Source organism: Achromobacter sp. CSND-B12 (genome assembly GCF_052906545.1).
In genome coordinates this window covers 4,725,500-4,744,795 of sequence record NZ_JBREGJ010000001.1, presented here as the reverse complement: position 1 = coordinate 4,744,795, position 19,296 = coordinate 4,725,500, and the positions used below count along the sequence as shown (strand labels likewise).

Below are 19,296 nucleotides of genomic sequence, written 5' to 3'. Positions count from 1 at the left end.
GTCGATGCGACCCATTGATGCGACCTGGCCCGCGCGGCCGGGTCGCATCCTGAATTTGCCCGCTTCCCTTCGTACGCGCAGGATTTTTACAAGATGACTGATATTTTCGGCATCCCCATACAGGCCTTGTTCGGCCAGTTGCTGCTGGGACTGGTCAACGGTTCGTTCTACGCCATGCTGTCGCTCGGCCTGGCGGTTATCTTCGGACTGCTGAACGTCATCAACTTCGCGCACGGCGCGCTCTACATGCTGGGCGCCTTCCTGGCCTGGATGGGGCTGTCGTACCTGGGGTTGAATTACTGGGTCATGCTGATCCTGGCGCCGCTGGTGGTCGGGTTGTTCGGCATCATCATCGAAAAGCTGTTGCTCAAGCACCTGTACAAGCTCGACCACCTCTACGGGCTGCTGCTGACCTTCGGTTTGACGCTGCTGATCGAAGGCCTGTTCCGCAGCTTCTACGGCGTGTCGGGCCAGCCCTACCCCACGCCCGACGCCCTGCGCGGCGCCACCAACCTGGGCTTCATGGTGCTGCCGAACTACCGCGGCTGGGTGGTGGCGGCATCGGTGGTTGTGTGCCTGGCGACCTGGTTCGTGATCGAACGCACGCGGCTTGGCGCCCTGCTGCGCGCCGGCACCGAGAACCCGCGCCTGGTCGAGGCCTTCGGCGTCAACGTGCCCCGCATGATCACGCTGACCTACGGCTTCGGCGTGGCGCTGGCCGGCTTCGCCGGCGTGCTGGCGGCGCCGGTGCTGCAGATCTCCCCGCTGATGGGGTCCAACCTCATCATCGTGGTGTTCGCGGTGGTCGTGATCGGCGGCATGGGGTCCATTATGGGCGCCATCGTCACCGGCCTGGGCCTGGGCGTGATCGAAGGCCTGACCAAGGTGTTCTGGCCCGAGGCGTCCAGCACGGTCGTCTTCATCATCATGGCCATTGTCCTGTTGCTCCGCCCGGCCGGGCTGTTCGGAAAAGAGAAATGAATCGTCAATTCCTGGGCTATGCGGTCCTGGCCGTCGTGGTGGCCATTCTTCCCTTCGTCGGGGTGTATCCGATCTTCGCCATGAAGATCATGTGCTACGCCCTGTTCGCCTGCGCCTTCAACCTGCTGCTGGGCTTTACCGGCCTGCTGTCGTTCGGCCACGCCGCCTTCCTGGGCAGCGCCGCCTACGCGGCCGGCCATGCGCTCAAGGTATGGGGCGTGCCGACCGAGATCGGCCTGCTGTTCGGCGTTGCCGTGGCCGCGCTGCTGGGCCTGGCGATGGGCGCGCTGGCGATCCGCCGCAGCGGCATCTACTTCGCCATGATCACGCTGGCGCTGGCGCAGATGGTGTTCTTCTTCTTCCTGCAGGCCAAGTTCACCGGCGGCGAGGACGGCCTGCAGAGCGTGCCGCGCGGCACGCTGCTGGGCATCATCGACCTGTCCAAGGACCTGAACCTGTACTACCTGGTGATGGGCGTGTTCATCATCGGCTACTTCATCATCTGGCGCACGGTGCATTCGCCGTTCGGCCAGGTGCTGCAGGCGCTGCGCGAGAACGAGCCGCGCGCGATCTCGCTGGGCTACGACGTCGATCGCTTCAAGCTGCTGGCCTTCGTGCTGTCGGCCGCCATCGCCGGCCTGGCGGGCGCCACCAAGACGCTGGTGTTCGTGTCCGCGACCTTGTCGGACGCGACCTGGCAGATGTCGGGCCTGGTGATCCTGATGACGCTGATCGGCGGGCTCGGCACGCTGACCGGACCGATTCTCGGCGCGTTCATCGTGGTGCTGCTGGAAAACAAGGTCGGCGACTTCGGCCAGATGATGGCCAGCCTGACCGGCGTGGACTGGTTCCTGCGCCTGGGCGAATCGGTCACCATCGTGATCGGCCTGATCTTCGTGATCTGCGTGCTGGCCTTCCGCCGCGGCATCGTCGGCGAGATCGGGGCGCTGATCGAGAAGCGGCGCGCCGCGCGCGCCTGATCCGCGCGGCCGCCGGCCGCATCGCCTGCCTGACCTTCGGGGCCGCTGCACGCGGCCCCGATTGCATGGCGCCTTTACAATGAACGGCACGCAATCAGAAAGGTGCTCCATCATGCGCATGAAGCCTTTGCTCGCCGGCGTCCTGGCCCTGTCCGCCGCCCTGCTCGCACCCGCCGCGGCCCACGCCGCCAAGCCGGTCTGCGAAGTCGACCGCCCGGTCCGCTTCAGCGGCCTGAACTGGGAATCCAACCTGGTGCTGGCCGGCATCGAACGCTACGTGATGGAACACGGCTACGGCTGCAAGACCAGCGTCGAGATCGGCGAGACGCTGCCGATGCTGGCCGCCCTGCAGCGCGGCGACGTCGACGTCACGCCCGAGGTGTGGCCGGGGCAGATCGAGGTGGCCTGGAAAAAGGCGCTGGCCAGCGGCCGGGTGCAGGGCCTGGGGCACGTCTACGACGCCGGCGAAGGCTGGTACGTGCCGCGCTACACCGTGCAGCGCCATCCCGACTTGAAATCGGCGGCGGACCTGGCGCGCTTCAAGCAGGTCTTCGCCGACCCGGAAGACCCGGGTCGCGGCCGCATCTACGGCTGCCCCGCCGGCTGGGCCTGTGGCACGCTGAACGACAACCTGTTGCGCGCGCTCGGCCTGGACCGCGACTACAGCCTGTTCGCGCCCGGTTCCGGCGCCGCGCAGAAAGCCGCCATCCTGTCGGCCTACAAGCGCAAGCGCGACATCGTCTTCTACTACTGGACGCCCACCGCGCTGGTCGGCGCGCTCGACCTGGTCAAGCTGGAACTGCCGCCCTTCGACCAGACTGCCTATACCTGCCTGACCGATCCCAAGTGCGTCAAGCCCGTGGCCACCGAATTCAAACCCAACCCCGTGGTCACCGGCGTCAACAGCGCCTTCGCCAAGGAGGCGCCGCAGCTGGCCGCGTTCCTGGCCAAGCTGACCATTCCCAGCGACGCCATCGACGCCACGCTCGGTTGGCTGGAGAACGAAGGCAAGGAGCCCGAAGAGGCGGCGCGCTATTTCCTCAAGCAGTATGGCCCGGTCTGGCGGCAGTGGATGCCGGCCGATGCGGCCGAACGGGTGCAGGCGGCGCTCGACAAGGAGTGAGGCGGTCCGCGCCTCATGTATCCTGACGTTTCGGCGCCGCTGACGCGCCCACCCGATACCCCCGAAGGAACCCCATCATGGACGCCCTGTTCTGGCACAACGGTCACTGGACCACCGAAAACCCCAAACTGCTCGGCCCCGCCGACCACGCCTTCTGGATGGCCAGCATGGTCTTCGACGGCGCGCGCGCGTTCCGCGGCCTGACGCCCGACCTGGACCTGCATTGCCAGCGCGTGGTGCGCTCGGCCGAAAAGATGCTGATGAAGCCGCAGATCAGCTGGCAGGAAATCCAGGCGCTGTGCCTGCAGGCGGTGGCCAAGTTCCCCGAAGGCAGCGAGCTCTACATCAAGCCGATGTTCTTCTGCGCCGACGGCTTCCTGCTGCCGGATGCCGACAAGACACTGTTCGTGCTGCACGTGTTCAAGGTGCCGATGCCGGGCGACCAGGGCTTTGCCGCCTGCTTCTCCAGCTTCGCGCGTTCCTGGCCCAACATGGCGCCGACCGACGCCAAGGCCTCGTGCCTTTACCCCAATGGCCAGCGCGCCATCCGCGAGGCGATGGACAAGGGCTTCGACAACGCCATCATGCTGGACGGCGCCGGCAACGTCGCCGAGTTCGCTTCCAGCAACCTGTGGATCGCCAAGGACGGCGTGGTTTCGACCCCGGTGGACAACGGCACCTTCCTGAACGGCATCACGCGTCGCCGCGTGCTGGCGCTGCTCAAGGCCGACGGCGTGGAAGTCCAGGAACGCAGCCTGACGCGCGCCGACATCGAGGCCGCCGACGAAGTGTTCTCGTCCGGCAACTACGGCAAGGTGGTGCACGTGAACCGCGTCGAAGACCGCAAGCTGGAATACGGCCCGCTGGCGCGCCGCGCCCACAAGCTGTACATGGACTACGCCGAAAGCACCCGCAAGCAGTAGGCGCCCCGCGGCGCCACGGAACGCGCCGCCCCGTCCGGGACGGCGCCGCATGACAAGGACACCCCGCAAGGACACCCCCCGCATGCAATCCCGACGCGAATTCCTGCGCGGCGGCGCCGCGATCGCCGGCGCCGGCAGCGCCCTGGCGCTGCTGCCCGCCTCCATCCGCCGCGCGCTGGCGATTCCCGCCAACCGCAGCAAGGGCACGATCGAGGACGTCGAGCACATCGTCATCTTCATGCAGGAAAACCGTTCGTTCGACCATTACTTCGGCGGCCTCGCCGGGGTGCGCGGGTTCGGCGACCGCTTTCCCATCCCGGTGCCCGCCAGTCCCGACTTCGAACGCCGCACGGTCTGGGCGCAGTACAACGGCCGTCCCGATGCCGGCGCGCCCCGCAGCGTGCTGCCGTTCCGGCTCGACACCGGCGCGGCCTACGAGGCCATGCGCGTGGCCAGCACGCCGCACACCTGGTCCAACGCCCAGGACGCCTGGGACGCCGGCCGCATGGGCCAATGGCCGGCCGCCAAGAAGAACCATTCGATGGCGTACTACACCGAGGCCGACATGCCGTTCCAGTACGCCATGGCGCGCGCCTTCACCGTGTGCGACGCCTACCACTGCTCGTTCACCGGCGGCACCAATACGAATCGGCTGTTCCTCTGGAGCGGCACCAACGACGGCCTGGGGCGCGGCCACGGGCCGGCGCTGGGCAACACCTACAACAAGCTGGGCGGCGGCGATCCAGCCGGCGCCTACACCTGGACCACCTATCCCGAACGCCTGGAGCGCGCCGGCATCCGCTGGCGCATCTACCAGGACATGGCGGACAACTACTCGCTCAACCCGACCGCGGGCTTCAAGGCCTACCGCGACGCTTACCACGGCGTGCCGGGCTCGCTGGCCGCGCTCAAGGACAAGGCGTTGACCACCCGCGGCCTGGACCAGCTGCGCCAGGACGTGCTCGATGGCACCTTGCCGCAGGTGTCGTGGATCTGCGCCACCAAGGCCGGCTCCGAGCATCCCAGCCCCTCCAGCCCGGCGCAGGGCGCGGACTACACGGCAAAGGTGCTGGACGCGCTGACCGCCAATCCCGAGGTCTGGAGCAAGACCGTCCTGTTGCTGATGTTCGACGAGAACGACGGCTTCTTCGACCACATGCCGCCGCCCGCCCCGCCCTCGCGCGGCCCGGACGGCCGGCTGGCGGGCGCGTCCACCGTGGACACCGCCGGCGAATACCACGAGATCGTCACCGGCGCCGAAAAGGACGATACGGCCGCCCACCTGCACGGCGTCTACGGCCTGGGGCCGCGCGTGCCGATGTACGTGCTGTCGCCCTGGACCAAGGGCGGCTGGGTCAACTCCGAAGTGTTCGACCACACCTCGGTGCTGCGCTTCGTCGAGCGCCGCTTCGGCGTCGCCGAGCCCAACATATCGCCGTGGCGCCGCGCCGTCTGCGGCGACCTGACGTCGATCTTCGATTTCGCCACGCCCGATGGCGCCAACCTGACGCGCGGCCTGCCGGCCACCGCCACGCGCGCGGCGCGGGCCGCCGCGCTGCCGGGCACCATCACCCCGCCCGCGCCCGAACGGCCGGCCCTGGCGCGGCAGGCGGCCGGCACGCGGCCGTCGCGGCCGCTGCCATATGCCTTGTCGGCGCGGGCCCGCGTGGCGGATGAACGCATCATGCTGCGTTTCGACAATACCGGCAGTGCCGGCGCCGTGCTGCACGTCTACGACCGCCAGCGGCTGGAAGACGGCCCACGCCGCTACACCGTCGAAGCCGGCAAGCACCTGGAGGATGGCTGGCAGGTGACGGGCGACGACGGCCGCTACGATCTGTGGATACTGGGCCCGAACGGCTTTCACCGCCACCTTGCCGGCCGGCTGCGCGCCGATCCCGCGCCCCTGGCGGTCGAAGCCGCCTGCGATGCCGCCGGCCCGACGCTGCGGCTGAAGATCCACAACCCCGGCGGGCTGGCGCGCGGTTTCCAGGTCGAGGCCAACGCCTATGGGCATGCCGGCCACCACGAACCGGCGCTGGCGCCCGGCGTCGGCGCCACCCTGGCCTGGAACCTGGCCGCCAGCGGCGGCTGGTACGACTTCAGCGTGCGCGCCGACGACGCGCCCGGCTTCATCCGCCGCTTCGCCGGACGCGTCGAGACCGGCGCCCCTTCCATCTCCGACCCCGCGATGGGCGAAGAATTGATCCTGCAATGGGCGCCACCCGCATGAAACCGCCCGCCCCCTACCAGGACGCCGTGACCTTCCAATTCGGCGACTCGCCCGAACTGGCCGACGAACTGCTGGCGTTGGTGTTGTCGGGCGCCAAGACCGCCACCTGCGGCGCGCTGCGCGACTTCAACGAGAAGGAGCCGGTGCCCGAGCCGGGCCGGCGCGACGTGGTGCTGGACGGCCGCGGCCGTCCGGCCTGCGCCATCGAGACGATCAGCATCGTGATCCAGCGTTTCGACGAGGTGGACGAGGCCTTCGCCCTGGCCGAGGGCGAAGGGCCCTACGACACCTGGCGATCCGGACACATCAATTACTTCGACCGCAATGGCGGCTACGCGCCGGACATGCTGCTGGTGTGCGAGCGCTTCCGCGTGGTCGAAGTGTTCAAGCGCGAGGCGGACTGAAGCGCCCGCCTCGCGGCGTGGATCAGGCTTCGGCCTGCTCCGCGCCCTTGCCCAGGCCGAGATAGCTCTCGATCACCTTGGGATCGCCAGCCAGCTCGCGCGCCGGACCGTGCAGGATGACTTCGCCGGTCTCGAGCACGTAGCCGTAGTCGGCCACCTGCAGCGCCGCGCGCGCATTCTGTTCCACCAGCAGGATCGCCACGCCGGTCTCGCGCAGGCGCGCGATGATGTGGAAGATCTCGCGCACGATGCGCGGCGCCAGGCCCAGGCTGGGTTCGTCCAGCATCAGCAGCGCCGGCTTGGCCATCAGCGCGCGGCCGACCGCCAGCATCTGGCGTTCGCCGCCCGAGAGCGTGCCGGCCTGCTGGGCGCGGCGTTCGCGCAGGCGCGGGAACAGGTCGAAGACTTCGTTGAGCGTGTCACGCCAGCCGCTTTCGCGGGCGCGGTAGCGGCGGAAACCGCCCAGCAGCAGGTTGTCTTCGACCGACATGCTGCCGAACAGCTCGCGCCGCTCGGGCACCAGCGACATGCCGGCGGCGACGCGGCGCTCGACCGGCCAGCTCGACACATCGGTGCCCGCGTACTGCACGGAGCCGGCCGCGTGGCCGGTCTGCGGCAGCGATCCCATCATGGCGTTCAGCATGGTCGACTTGCCGGCGCCGTTGGCGCCGATCACCGTGACGATGCTGCCGGCCGGAACCGTCAGCGTGGCGCCGGCCAGCGCGCCGACCTTGCCATAGCGGGCCGACAGATTGCTGACTTCGAGAACGGGCTTGGACGTCGTCATTGCACGCCTCCCGCGGACACCGGCTTGGCCTGGTCGGCTTCGGGCAGGTCATCGTCGATGCCGCCCAGGTAGGCTTCCAGCACCGCCGGGTTCTGTTGCACCTCGGCCGGCACGCCTTCGGCCAGCTTGGTGCCGAAATCCATCACCACCAGGTGGTTGGTCAGGCGCATCACAAAATCCATGTCGTGTTCCACCAGCAGAATGCTCATGCCCTCGGCGCGCAGCTGTTCCAGCACGCGCGCCAGGTCCTGCTTTTCCTTGTAGCGCAGGCCGGCGGCCGGCTCGTCCAGCAACAGCAGCACCGGATCGCTGGCCAGGGCCCGCGCGATTTCCAGGATGCGTTGCTGGCCCAGCGCCAGGTTGCCCGCTTGTTCGTACAGGTATTCGCCCAGGCCGACGCGCTTGATCTGCTCGGCGGCCTCATGCAGCAGTTGCGCTTCGCGCGCGCGGTCGGTGTGCAGGGCGCCCGCCCACACGCCCACGTCGGAACGCAGGTGCGCGCCCAGCGCGACGTTTTCCAGCACCGTCATGCCCGGCAGCAGCTGCACGTGCTGGAAGGTGCGGCCCACGCCCAGCTTGGCGATCTCGCGCGCCGAACGGCTGTCGATGCGCTCGCCCATGAAGGTGACCTTGCCGCGCGTCACCGGCAGCACGCCGCTGATCAGGTTGAAGGTGGTGCTCTTGCCGGCGCCATTGGGGCCGATCAGGCCCATGATCTCGCCGGAGCGGACCTTGAAGCTGATGTCGTTGACGGCGACCAGGCCGCCGAATTCCTTGCGGATGGCATCCACTTCCAGCACCACCTGCCCGGCCTGCGGCCGCGCGCGCAGCGGCAGCGCCGGCGCCGGCTTGGGCGGCGCCAGGTTGCGGCGCGAGCCGTCGGCGCCGGTGAGGCTGCCCCACCAGCCCGCCAGGATCGGCCAGAGGCCGTTGCGGGCGTATTGCAGCATCAGGATCAGCAGCACGCCGAAGACGATCATCTCGAAGTTGGCGTTGGTGTCCAGCAGCTTGGGCAGCAGGTTCTGCAGCTGATCCTTGAGCACCAGGATGACGCTGGAACCGAGCAGCGCGCCCCAGACGTAGCCGGCGCCGCCGACCACAGCCATGAACAGGTACTCGATGCCGTAGTTGATGCCGAACGGGCTGGGGCTGACGGCGCGCTGCATGTGCGCGTAGAGCCAGCCCGAGACGCAGGCCAGCAGCGCCGCCCAGACGAAGATCACGACCTTGTAGGCGGCCGTGTTCACGCCCATCGACTCGGCCATGCCGGCGCCGCTCTTGAGCGCGCGGATGGCGCGGCCCGGACGCGAGTTCAGCAGGTTGCGGGTGGCCCACAGCGCCAGCAGCACGAACGCCCAGATCAGGTAGTAGATGTGGCGGCCGCTGGCCAGCGACATGCCGAAGATGCTGATGGGCTCGATGCCGGCGATGCCGTCATGCTTGCCCAGCCAGTCGAGGTTGCCGAACAGGAAGTACAGCGACAGGCCCCAGGCGATGGTGCCCAGCGGCAGGTAGTGGCCCGACAGGCGCAGCGTGATCGCGCCCAGCAGGTACGCCACCACGGCGGTCAGGATCAGGCCAGCGGGCAGCGCCAGCCACGGCGACACATCGTATTGCGTGGTCAGGTAGGCGGTGGTGTACGCGCCCAGGCCGACGAACGCGGCCTGGCCGAACGAGGTCAGGCCGCCGACGCCGGTCAGCAGCACCAGCCCCAGCACCACCAGGCTGGCCAGCCCGATGTAGTTCAATTGCGTCACCCAGAACTCGGGCGTGACAGGCAAGAGCGGCAGCCCCGCCAGGACGACGATGAAGACGGCAAGCAGAATGCGGTTCATGGCGTTTACTCCTCTTCGTCCACGTGATGGGTGCTGAACGAACGCCAGACCAGAACCGGGATAATCAAGGTGAAGACGATCACTTCCTTGTAGGCGCTGGCCCAGAAGGACGAGAACGATTCCAGCACGCCCACCAGCAGCGAGCCGGCGGCCGCCACGGGGTAGCTGGCCAGGCCGCCGATGATGGCGCCAACGAAGCCCTTCAGGCCGATCAGGAAGCCCGTGTCGTAATAGACCGTGGTGATGGGCGCGATCAGCATGCCGGACATGGCGCCGATGGCGGTGGCCAGCGTGAAGGTCAGGCTGCCCGACATGGTGGTGCTGATGCCCACCAGGCGCGCCCCGCGGCGGTTGACGGCGGTGGCGCGCAGCGCGCGGCCGTACAGCGTCTTGCCGAAGAACAGCCACAGCGCGATGATCAGCAACGCGCAGGTCGCGACCACGAACAGGCTCTGCGCCGACCAGGTGGTGAAGCCCAGGTCGACCTGGCCGCTCACGAACGCGGGCGTGCGCCAGCCTTCGGCGCCGAAGAACACCAGGGCCAAGCCGGTCAACGCGAAGTGCACCGCGACCGACACGATCAGCAGCACCAGCACGGTGGCCTCGGCCAGCGGCTGGTAGACGATGCGATAGACCATCGGGCCCATCGGGATCACCAGCAGCAGCGTCAACAGCATGTTGAGCCACAGCGAATTGCCGGCGGCGGTATAGGTGGTCGTCAGCCACAGCAACGCGAGCGGCACGACGAGACAGGTCAACACGGCCTTGGGCAGGCCTGCCGCGCTGCGGGTCCGCAGCGCGCGCAGCAGTTCAAGCGCCAGGCATACCACGCCCAGCAGCGGCAGGAGATAGGCGGTGCCGGGCACCTTGCCGTCCACCAGCATCGCGAGCGTCAGGGCGCCGAACGCCACGAACTCGCCCTGGGGAATGAAAATGACGCGCGTAACGGCGAATACCAGCACCAGCGCCATGCCCAACAGGGCATAGATGGCGCCGTTGACGATACCGTCTTGCAGCAGAATCAGCGCAATTGAGGAATCCATCTAACAACCTTATTGATTCTTGGTGTTCCGACCCCGACCGGAACACTGATACGACACACCGGCCGGAGAGGCCGGTGCGAAGCATTGCTCGGGCGCCGGTGAAGGCGCCCGTGGATCGGGCAATCCGGGGGAATTACAGGCCGGGCTGGTAGACCCACTTGCCGCCTTCGACCTTGACGATGACGCGCGAACGCTCATCGAAACCGGCGTGGTCGGTCGGCGACATGTTGAACACGCCTTGCGACGCGGCCAGGTCCTTGACGTTTTCCAGGGCGTCGCGCATGGCGGCGCGGAATTCCGGCGTGCCGGGCTTGGCGCCGGTCTTCAGGGCCGCGGGCAGCGCGGCAACGACCAGTTGGCCGGCATCCCACATGTGGCCGCCGAAGGTGTTGGTCGAACCGGCGCCGTTTGCCTTCTCGTAGGTCTCGACGTAGGCCAGCGCCGACTTCTTGACCGGGTTGCTGTCGGGCAGCTGGGCCGCGACCAGCAGCGGGCCGGCGGGCAGGTACATGCCGTCGCAGTCCTTGCCGCAGACGCGCAGCACGTCGTTGTTGGCGGCGCCGTGGGTCTGGTAGATGGTGCCGCCGTAGTTGCGCGCCTTCAGTTCCTTTTGCGGCAGCGCGGACGGGGTGCCGGCGCCGGCGATCAGGATGGCGTCGGGCTTGGCGCCGATCAGCTTGAGCACCTGGCCCGTCACGCTGGTGTCGGTGCGGCTGTATTTTTCGATGGAGACGATCTCGATGCCCTTGGCCTTGGCGGCCTTCTGCATCACGTCCAGCCAGCCGTCGCCATAGGCGTCGGCAAAGCCGATGAAGCCCAGCGTCTTGACCTTGGACTTGGACATGGCGTCGGCCAGCGCGCCGGCCATCAGGGCGTCGTTCTGCGGGGTCTTGAAGACCCAGCGGCGCTTGTCGTCCACGGGTTCGACGATCTTGGCGCTGGCGGCCACGCTGATCATCGGCACCTTGGCTTCGGCGGCCACGTCCACCATGGCCAGCGAGCCCGGCGTGACCGACGTGCCGATCAGCACGTCGACCTTGTCGTCGGACGCCAGCTTGCGCGAGTTCTTGACGGCTTGCGTCGTGTCGGTGGCATCGTCCAGGACGATCCATTCGATCTTCTGGCCGGCCACTTCCTTGGGCAGCAGCGCAACCGTATTGCGCTCGGGGATGCCGAGCGACGCGGCGGGACCGGTGCTGGACACCGTAACGCCCACCTTGACCTGCGCGCTGGCCAGCAGCGGCAGGGTCAGGGCAACGGCGGCGGCGGCCGCGGACAAGCCGAAGTGCTTGCGCATGTTTTGTCTCCTGTGGTGGCTCTGTTATGCCCCGGTCGAGGCGGAAGCGAGCCTAGTTAAAGTTATACAGAAAAAAATATTATAGGGTTAAAACAGTATCAAATGACTTCGCGCAACTACGGTAAATCCCTGATGTGCTACGGAAACCATGTTTCAGCAAACGCATTCGTTAATGGCGAACTTGTACTTGAAAGCCAAACGGGCGTCAGTTGGGGGATTCCCTGGGGCCATGATCGCTGCGCCGCGCTCACCGGCCACGCATCGGCCAGACCCGCTCGACCCGCGTCGCCACCCACGCCGCCAGCGCGGCCTTGATCAGGTCGCCGGGCACGAACACCACCACCGCCGTCGCCGCCTTGGCCAGCCCCATCTTGGTGACCGTGGCCAGCCACGGCACGCCGAAGGCATAGACCACCGCGATGCCGCCGACCACGCAGGCGATGGCGCAGCCGGCCAGTTGGCCGCCGAACCCCGCCGCCCGCCCCGCCAGGCGCCGCGTCAACCAGCCGATGACGAAAGCGCCAGCCACCAGCCCCACCAGGAAACCACCCGTCGGCCCGAAGAACGCGCCCAGGCCCCCGCGCCCGCCCGGCAGCACCGGCAGGCCGATGGCCGCCAGCGCCAGGTACAACAGGCAAGCCAGCGCGCCGCGGCCCGGCCCCAGCATGGCGCCGGCCAGCATGGCGCCCAGCGTCTGCAGCGTGATCGGCACCGGTATGCCCGGCAGCGGGATCGGCGGAATCAGGCTCAGCACCACGATCAGCGCGGCGAACAGCGCCACCAGCACAGTGTTGTTGGATTTCATGGCAATGCCCTTTCTATCTAGTGGGACAGGGAATCAGGGATGGAGTTGGAATTTCACAGGCTGCGCGCGTCGATGGCCTCGGCCACTTCCTGCGCCCGCTTCAGCGTGAGCACCACCAGCGGCACGATCAGCGCCACCGGATTGGCGCCCAGTCCGCGCGCCGCCTGGGCTTCGCGAATCTCGTGAAAATTGCGCCAGATCTCCGGCACGAAGCGCAGGGCCAGCGCCAGCGCCAGCGACACCTTGCCCGCGTCCAGCAGGCCGATGCGCTGCAACGGCATCAACACCCGCTCGCATACGGCGATCAGGTCGGAACTGCGGGTCGACAGCGTCACCGCCAGCGCCAGCCCGACCATCGCGGCGATCCGCAAGAGTACTGCCAGCGCCTCGCGCCAGCCCTGGAACCAGGCCGTGAAGACGCCGACGGCCAGCAGCACCCAGACCAGGCCGCGCACCTGGCGCCAGACGCCGGCTGGCGTGGCGCCAGCGCGCCACAGCAGCAGGCCGGCGACCGCGCAGGCTCCCGCAAGGATGGCGGGATCGCGCAGCAGGAACAATCCGGCGCCGGCCGCGGCCAACGCCAGCAGCTTCAGGCCGGCGGGCAGCCGGTGCAGCGGCGAGTCGCCGGGAATATATAGGGGCTCGATCACGCGCAGCGGTCCCGGTACCAGCGCAGCGCGGCGGCCGGCGTGTCGTCGGCGGCGATGACGCCATCCTGGATCACCAGCACCCGCTCGAAATCTTCCAGCAGCGCCAGGTCGTGGCTGACCACGATGGCGTCCTGCGGCATGGCGGCGATGGCGTCGCGCACGCGGTTGCGGTTGCGCAGGTCCAGCTGGGTGGTGGGTTCGTCGAACACCACCAGCCCGGGCCGCATCACCAGCACCGCGGCCAGCGCCACCAGCTGGCGTTCGCCACCGGACAGGGTGTGGCTGGTGCGATCCGCCAGATGCGCCACGCCCAGGGCCGCCAGCTCCGCCTCGATGCGGGCCTCGCGTTGCGCCCGATCGGGTTCCAGTTGTTTCAGGCCGAACGCCAGGTCTTCGCGCACGATCGGGAAGACGATCTGGTTCTCGGGGTTCTGGAACACGAAGCCGACCTGGCGCCGCACTGCCTTCCATTCATGCCGGGTATCCAGGCCGCCGACCCGCACGCTGCCCGAGGATGGCAGCACCAGCCCGTTGACCAGACGCGCCAGGGTGCTCTTGCCGGCGCCGTTCGGACCGACGATGCCGATCCGGCGCCCGTCCAGCGCCGCGCTCACCCCGCGCAGCACTTCCGCCTGGGGCGTCGATACAATCGCCTGGTCAAACTCGATTAACATGGGGCGGGATTATGCCCGAACCATTTCGGGCATCGGGACTCCAAGAGCTGATATGGACAAAGTACGCAAAACCGACGCCGAATGGCGGGCCCAGCTGTCCCCGGAAGAATACGTCGTCACCCGTGAAAAGGGTACCGAACGCGCATTCACCGGGCGTTACTGGAACACCTTCACCCCGGGCATCTACCGCTGCGTGGGCTGTGGCACCGCGCTGTTCGCGTCGGACACCAAGTTCGACGCCGGCTGTGGCTGGCCCAGCTATTTCCAGGCGCTCGACCCGGAACTGGTGCGCGAGGAACGCGATACCTCCCACGGCATGGTGCGCACCGAGGTCCTGTGCAACGTCTGTGACGCGCACCTGGGCCACGTCTTCCCCGACGGCCCCGAGCCCACCGGCCTGCGCTACTGCATCAACTCCCTGTCGATGACGTTCGAACCCATAGAAGAATGAAGAAGTTCCTGTTCGACCTCTTTCCGCTGTTCCTGTTCTTCCTGGCCTACCGGTTCACCGACATCTTCGTGGCGACCGGAGTGGCCATGGCGGCGGCGGTGCTGCAGATCGTCTGGCTCAAGGCCACCGGCCGCGCCACCGAAGCCATGCACTGGATCAACCTGACCGTGATCCTGGTGTTCGGCGGCGCCACCATCTGGCTGCACAGCGACGTCTTCATCAAATGGAAACCGACGGTGCTGTACTGGCTGTTCGGCGGCGCCCTGGTCTTCGCCCGCCTGCTGTTCGGTCGCAACCTGATCCGGCGCCTGATGGAAAAGCAGATCCAGCTGCCGGACGCCGCCTGGGACAAGCTCAACCTGATCTGGGCCGGCTTCTTCCTGTTCGCCGGCGCCATCAACCTCTACGTGGCGTTCTCGGGGCATTTCACCGAATCCCAGTGGGTCAGCTTCAAGGCTTTCGGCCTGATGGGCCTGATGATCGTCTTCGTCATCGGCCAGTCCATCTGGCTGGGCAAGCACATCCAGGCCGACGACGGCGCCCCCCCCCCGCCCAAGGCCTGACGCATCCCGACCGGGCCTGGCGCCCTCCTCCCTCCCGTGGCGCGCCCCGCGCGCCGGAACTTTTACGATTGACGCCATGTCAGAGACCACCGACCGCATCACCCTGATCCGGGAGCGCCTGGCCGTCCTGGAACCGGTTTCCCTGGACATCCAGGACGATTCCCATTTACATGCCGGTCACGAAGGCAGTAAAAACGGCGCCGGCCATTATCGCGTCCACATCGTGGCGTCTTGCTTTGCGGGGCTCTCCGCCGTGGCGCGACATAGGCTGGTGTATCATCATCTGCAAGATTTGATCCCCTATCCGATTCATGCGCTTGCGCTCGACGCCCAGGCTCCCAAATAGAAAGTAAAAGGATATTCATGAAACGCATCGTCATGCTGGCCGCCGCCTGCGTCATCGCCGTGCCCGCTTTCGCCCAGAACGTCGCCACCGTGAATGGCAAGGCCATTCCGCAGAAGAGCCTGGATCAATTCGTCAAGCTGCTGGTCAGCCAGGGCGCCACCGATTCGCCCCAGCTGCGCGAACAGGTCAAGCAGGAAATGATCAACCGCCAGGTCTTCGTGCAGGCCGCCGAAGCCGGCGGCATCGCCAAGCAGGCCGACGTCCAGACCGAAATCGAACTGGCCCGCCAAGGCATCCTGGTCCGCGCCCTGATGGCCGACTACCTCGCCAAGCACCCGGTGTCGGACGCCAAGGTCACGGCTGAATACGAGAAGATCAAGAAAGAACAGGCCGGCAAGATGGAATACAAGGTCCGTCACATCCTTGTCGAAGACGAAAAGACCGCCAACGACCTGCTGGCCCAGTTGAAGAGCAACAAGGGCAAGTTCGACGACTTGGCCAAGAAGAACTCGAAGGACCCCGGCAGCGCCGAAAAGGGCGGCGACCTGGGTTGGGCGCCTCCCACCAACTACGTCCAGCCGTTCGCGCAGGCCGTGACCCAGCTCAAGAAGGGGCAACTGGTCGACAAGCCGGTCCAGACCCAGTTCGGCTGGCACATCATCATGGTCGACGACACCCGTCCGGTTGAATTCCCGCCGCTGGACCAGGTCCGCACCCAACTGGAAGAAATGCTGCGCCAGCAAACCCTGGCCGACTACCAGAAGGAACTGCGCGAGAAGGCCAAGATCCAGTAAACCTGGCGTCTTTCCGCAGAAACTGCCCGCCTTGCGCGGGCAGTTTTTTTTGTCCGCGCAGAACGTCTCGCGGGGCGGCCGCAAAAGCCCGATGGAACGGCCCCGAGCGTGGCGAAAATGGAAACAGGCCGCGCGCCAAGGGCGGGCGGCCTGTTCGACAGGGCCAGGCGCCGGGCCGGCAACGCGGCCCGGATTAATCAGGAGGAACCCAGCAATTCCTTGAGCCCGTCCTCGTCCAGCACCGTGACGCCCAGTTCCTGGGCCTTGGTGAGCTTGCTGCCGGCGTCTTCGCCGGCCACGAGATAGGCGGTCTTCTTGGACACCGAGCCGCTGACCTTGCCGCCCGCGGCCTGGATGCGCATGGAGGCTTCCTCGCGCGTCCAGTTGGGCAGCGTGCCAGTCAGCACGAAGGTCTTGCCCGCCAGCGTGGTGTCCTGCGGCACGGCCTCGGCCACCGCATGCACGCCCTGGGCCTTGAGCTGCCCGATCACGTCGCGATTGTGCTGTTCGGCGAAGAAGCGGCGGATCGACCCCGCCACCACCGGCCCCACGTCCGGCACGGAGGACAGCGCGTCCTCGTCTGCGTCCATGATGGCCTCGATGCTGCCAAAGTGCCGGGCCACGTCGCGCGCCGTGGTCTCGCCCACGTGGCGGATGCCCAGCGCGAACAGCAGGCGTCCCAACGCCGGCGCGCGCGCCTTGTCGATGGCCTCGACCAGGTTGTCGGCCGATTTTTGGCCCATGCGGTCCAGCCCGACCAGTTCGAGCGGGCGCAGGCTGAACAGGTCGGCCAGCGATTTGACGCGGCCGCTGTCCACCAATTGCTCCACCAGCTTCTCGCCCAGGCCCTCGATATCGAGCGCCTTGCGGCTGGCCGCGTGCCACAGCGTCTGTTTGCGCTGCGCGGCGCAGAACAGCCCGCCGGTGCAGCGGGCGATGGTTTCGTCTTCCAGGCGCTCGATCGCCGAGCCACAGACCGGGCAGGCCTTGGGCATGACGAACTCGCGCGCGTCGGCGGGACGCTTCTCGAGCACCGCGCCCACCACCTCCGGAATCACGTCGCCGGCGCGACGCACGATGACGGTGTCACCGATGCGCACGTCCTTGCGGCGGATCTCGTCTTCGTTGTGCAGCGTGGCGTTGGTGACGGTCACGCCGCCCACGAACACCGGCTTGAGCCGGGCGACCGGGGTGATGGCGCCGGTACGGCCGACCTGCACTTCGATGTCCAGCAGCGTGGTGGTGGCTTCCTCGGCCGGGAATTTGTGCGCCAGCGCAAAGCGGGGCGCGCGCGCCACGAAGCCCAGCAGTTTCTGTGCCGGCAGCGAATCCACCTTGTAGACCACGCCGTCGATGTCGTAGGGCAGTTCGGGCCGCAGGGCGCCGACCTTGGCGTAGAACGCCATCAGGCCCTCGGCGCCGGTGGCGCGGTGGTTGTGCTTCACATTGACCGGCAGGCCCAGCGACGCCAGCCAGTCGAGCATGGCGCCATGCGATTTCTCGGGCAGGGTCGAGGCATCCGCCGCGCCGGCCGACGCTTCGTCGAACAGGCCGCTCTGCGTGCCCGGCAGGCCCCGCACCTCGCCCCAGCCGTAGGCGAAAAAGCGCAACGGCCGCTTGGCGGTGATGCGCGGGTCGAGCTGGCGCAGGCTGCCGGCGGCGGCGTTGCGCGGGTTGACGAAGACCTTCTCGTCGCGCTTGGCTTGGGCCGCGTTGAGTTTCTCGAAATCGGCGCGGTTCATCAGCACTTCGCCGCGCACCTCCAGCACCTTGGGCGCCGGGCCGCTCAGCTGCAGCGGGATCGCCTTGATCGTGCGGATATTGGAGGTGACGTCCTCGCCCGTCTGGCCGTCGCCACGGGTGGCGGCCTGCACCAGCCGGCCGTCCTCGTAGCGCAGGCTGATCGCCAGGCCATCGAGCTTGAGTTCACAGAAGTATTCGGCCTGCTGCGCCGGGCCCAGCAGGCCGGCGCCGCGCAGCGTATCGGTGACGCGGCGGTCGAACGCCACCACATCTTCTTCGTCGAAGGCGTTGCCCAGCGACAGCATCGGCACCGCGTGGCGCACGCTGCCGAAGGCCGAGACCGGCGCCGCGCCGACCCGCTGCGTGGGCGATTCGGGCGTGACCAGTTCGGGATGCGCGGCTTCCAGGTCCTGCAGCTCGCGCATCAAGCGGTCGTATTCGGCATCCGAGATCGACGGGTCGTCGTAGACGTAATAGCGGACGTTGTGCTGCTCGATTTCCGCGCGCAGGCGCGCCGCGGTTTCCGCCGCGGGGGTCCCTCCGGCCTTGCTCATTATGCAAACACCCGCTGGGCGCGCTCGCTGCCGGCCGGCAGGCCGGCCTGCTCGAGCTGGCCGAACAACACTTGCAGGCGTTCGTCGATGACGCTTTCCGAACCGTCGGCCAGCGGCTTGCCCTGGTCGTCGACCAGGTCGGCGCGCAGGCGGGCGGCCAGTTCACGGCCCACGTCCACCATGCGGCCGAAGGCGCGGCTGTCGGCGGGGCTGCAGGGCACGTCCAGCAGCAGGTACAGGCGTTCGATGCCCCCCATGCCGGCGTCGAAGGCGGCGCCATCGGCGCGCGCCAGCGTGAAACGGGCCACGCCGTTCTCGGCAGGCCAGGCCAGGCGGTTGCCATCGGCGACGAAGCCGGCGTCGCGGGCCACGTTGAGCACCTCGGCGGCCGGCTGGGCGGTGCCCAGCAACAGGGTCAGGCCGACCTGGGTATCCAGCGCGGCGCAAGTGTCGTCCAGGCGCGCGGCCTGCTCCAGCACGGCCTGCTGGTCGGGGCCCTCGATGGTGGCATCGAAGCGTTCGGCCATGTCCTGGGCGCGGGCCCAGGCCTGCGACCATTCGATGGCGGTCAGCGGGCCGCTGCGATTGGCCAGCAGCACCGCCAGTTGCATCGAGGCATACGACTCGCCGGCATGGACACGGGCGCGATGGCGGCGCTGGTCGGTTTCGGCGAACACGCGCATGGGCTTGCGACCCACCTGGCGCAGGCTCTGCATGTAGGGCAGCAGGTCGGCGCCGCGCACCGGCTCGGCGAAGTTGATCTCGATGACCACTTCGCAGGCGGGATCGGGTTCCTCGGCATCGTCGGCATCGCTGCCCGGATCGACCGGCCTGGGCTGCTCCGGGTGCGCCTTGGGCGCGTCGCCCATACCGGGCTCGCGACGCACGGCCGCGGCGCCCGCGGCGGCGTTGGCGCCCGCCCCCAGCAGCGGATCCTGCTCGGAGGTGGGGAAATGGCTTTGCATCTTGCGGCGCACGCGCCGGTCCTGCCACCAGTTGAAGCCCAGCACCAGCAGTATCAGCAAGACGCCCAGGGCAATCAGCCCGATCTGCAAATCACTCATGTGTAAATCCCGCGCCAGGAAGCCGGCGCCATTCTGAATATTGGGT

At 67.8% G+C, this 19,296-nt stretch carries 19 protein-coding genes; 10 read left to right on the top strand and 9 right to left on the bottom strand.

The genetic code is table 11. The features are described from left to right. Positions 1 to 93 precede the first annotated feature (93 nt). The 6 genes from ACUTAG_RS22395 (at position 94) to ACUTAG_RS22370 (ending at position 6,644) form a co-directional block, all read left to right on the top strand. A complete protein-coding gene (locus ACUTAG_RS22395; RefSeq protein ID WP_006389256.1) occupies positions 94 to 981 on the top strand; it encodes a branched-chain amino acid ABC transporter permease in 888 nt (295 codons plus the stop codon). Then, positions 978 to 1,961, top strand: coding sequence for a branched-chain amino acid ABC transporter permease (locus ACUTAG_RS22390; protein WP_006389255.1), 984 nt, complete (start codon positions 978 to 980; stop codon positions 1,959 to 1,961). Before ACUTAG_RS22395 ends, ACUTAG_RS22390 begins: the two co-directional genes overlap by 4 nt. 112 nt (positions 1,962 to 2,073) lie before the next feature. Further along, positions 2,074 to 3,084 carry an ABC transporter substrate-binding protein gene (locus ACUTAG_RS22385; RefSeq protein WP_148316419.1) on the top strand — a complete coding sequence of 337 codons (1,011 nt, stop codon included), beginning with the start codon at positions 2,074 to 2,076 and terminating at the stop codon, positions 3,082 to 3,084. A 77-nt stretch (positions 3,085 to 3,161) separates the two neighbouring features. Further along, on the top strand, positions 3,162 to 4,007 hold the full coding sequence (locus tag ACUTAG_RS22380) for a branched-chain amino acid aminotransferase (protein ID WP_006389253.1): 846 nt from the start codon (positions 3,162 to 3,164) through the stop codon (positions 4,005 to 4,007). Between the two features lie 82 nt (positions 4,008 to 4,089). After that, positions 4,090 to 6,240, top strand: coding sequence for a phosphocholine-specific phospholipase C (locus ACUTAG_RS22375; RefSeq protein ID WP_238865131.1), 2,151 nt, complete (start codon positions 4,090 to 4,092; stop codon positions 6,238 to 6,240). After that, the gene (locus tag ACUTAG_RS22370; protein WP_026382591.1) at positions 6,237 to 6,644 is read left to right on the top strand and encodes an ASCH domain-containing protein; all 408 of its coding nucleotides are present in this window, start codon (positions 6,237 to 6,239) and stop codon (positions 6,642 to 6,644) included. Before ACUTAG_RS22375 ends, ACUTAG_RS22370 begins: the two co-directional genes overlap by 4 nt. A gap of 22 nt (positions 6,645 to 6,666) precedes the next feature. Here the strand turns inward: ACUTAG_RS22370 and ACUTAG_RS22365 are convergent, their stop codons facing one another. The 7 genes from ACUTAG_RS22365 to ACUTAG_RS22335 form a co-directional block, all read right to left on the bottom strand. Beyond that, complete coding sequence (locus ACUTAG_RS22365) at positions 6,667 to 7,431, bottom strand: ABC transporter ATP-binding protein (protein ID WP_006389249.1); 765 nt, start codon at positions 7,429 to 7,431, stop codon at positions 6,667 to 6,669. Further along, entirely contained in the window at positions 7,428 to 9,266 is a 1,839-nt protein-coding gene (locus ACUTAG_RS22360; protein ID WP_054484619.1) for a branched-chain amino acid ABC transporter ATP-binding protein/permease, read from the bottom strand. Before ACUTAG_RS22360 ends, ACUTAG_RS22365 begins: the two co-directional genes overlap by 4 nt. Before the next feature lie 5 nt (positions 9,267 to 9,271). After that, positions 9,272 to 10,309 carry a branched-chain amino acid ABC transporter permease gene (locus ACUTAG_RS22355; protein WP_026382592.1) on the bottom strand — a complete coding sequence of 346 codons (1,038 nt, stop codon included), beginning with the start codon at positions 10,307 to 10,309 and terminating at the stop codon, positions 9,272 to 9,274. A 133-nt stretch (positions 10,310 to 10,442) separates the two neighbouring features. Then, positions 10,443 to 11,606, bottom strand: a complete 1,164-nt coding sequence (locus tag ACUTAG_RS22350) for an ABC transporter substrate-binding protein (RefSeq protein WP_006389246.1) — start codon at positions 11,604 to 11,606, stop codon at positions 10,443 to 10,445. Positions 11,607 to 11,853: 247 nt separating this feature from the next. Further along, positions 11,854 to 12,411 carry a biotin transporter BioY gene (locus ACUTAG_RS22345; RefSeq protein ID WP_054484618.1) on the bottom strand — a complete coding sequence of 186 codons (558 nt, stop codon included), beginning with the start codon at positions 12,409 to 12,411 and terminating at the stop codon, positions 11,854 to 11,856. Positions 12,412 to 12,464: 53 nt separating this feature from the next. Continuing rightward, a complete protein-coding gene (locus ACUTAG_RS22340; RefSeq protein WP_026382593.1) occupies positions 12,465 to 13,061 on the bottom strand; it encodes an energy-coupling factor transporter transmembrane component T family protein in 597 nt (198 codons plus the stop codon). Beyond that, positions 13,058 to 13,735, bottom strand: coding sequence for an energy-coupling factor ABC transporter ATP-binding protein (locus ACUTAG_RS22335; RefSeq protein ID WP_446650348.1), 678 nt, complete (start codon positions 13,733 to 13,735; stop codon positions 13,058 to 13,060). Before ACUTAG_RS22335 ends, ACUTAG_RS22340 begins: the two co-directional genes overlap by 4 nt. A gap of 52 nt (positions 13,736 to 13,787) precedes the next feature. Between ACUTAG_RS22335 and msrB the strand changes: the two genes are divergently transcribed. The 4 genes from msrB (at position 13,788) to ACUTAG_RS22315 (ending at position 15,889) form a co-directional block, all read left to right on the top strand. Then, entirely contained in the window at positions 13,788 to 14,186 is a 399-nt protein-coding gene (gene msrB / locus ACUTAG_RS22330) for a peptide-methionine (R)-S-oxide reductase MsrB (RefSeq protein WP_006389242.1), read from the top strand. Then, positions 14,183 to 14,749, top strand: coding sequence for a septation protein A (locus ACUTAG_RS22325; protein WP_446650347.1), 567 nt, complete (start codon positions 14,183 to 14,185; stop codon positions 14,747 to 14,749). Before msrB ends, ACUTAG_RS22325 begins: the two co-directional genes overlap by 4 nt. 76 nt (positions 14,750 to 14,825) lie before the next feature. After that, positions 14,826 to 15,095, top strand: a complete 270-nt coding sequence (locus ACUTAG_RS22320) for a BolA family protein (protein WP_006389240.1) — start codon at positions 14,826 to 14,828, stop codon at positions 15,093 to 15,095. Positions 15,096 to 15,112: 17 nt separating this feature from the next. Then, entirely contained in the window at positions 15,113 to 15,889 is a 777-nt protein-coding gene (locus ACUTAG_RS22315) for a peptidylprolyl isomerase (RefSeq protein WP_006389239.1), read from the top strand. A gap of 197 nt (positions 15,890 to 16,086) precedes the next feature. Here the strand turns inward: ACUTAG_RS22315 and ligA are convergent, their stop codons facing one another. After that, a complete protein-coding gene (gene ligA, locus ACUTAG_RS22310; RefSeq protein ID WP_006389238.1) occupies positions 16,087 to 18,186 on the bottom strand; it encodes an NAD-dependent DNA ligase LigA in 2,100 nt (699 codons plus the stop codon). Next, positions 18,186 to 19,250 carry a cell division protein ZipA C-terminal FtsZ-binding domain-containing protein gene (locus ACUTAG_RS22305; protein ID WP_054484617.1) on the bottom strand — a complete coding sequence of 355 codons (1,065 nt, stop codon included), beginning with the start codon at positions 19,248 to 19,250 and terminating at the stop codon, positions 18,186 to 18,188. The genes ligA and ACUTAG_RS22305 overlap by 1 nt, the downstream gene beginning before the upstream one ends. Between the last annotated feature and the right edge of the window lie 46 nt (positions 19,251 to 19,296).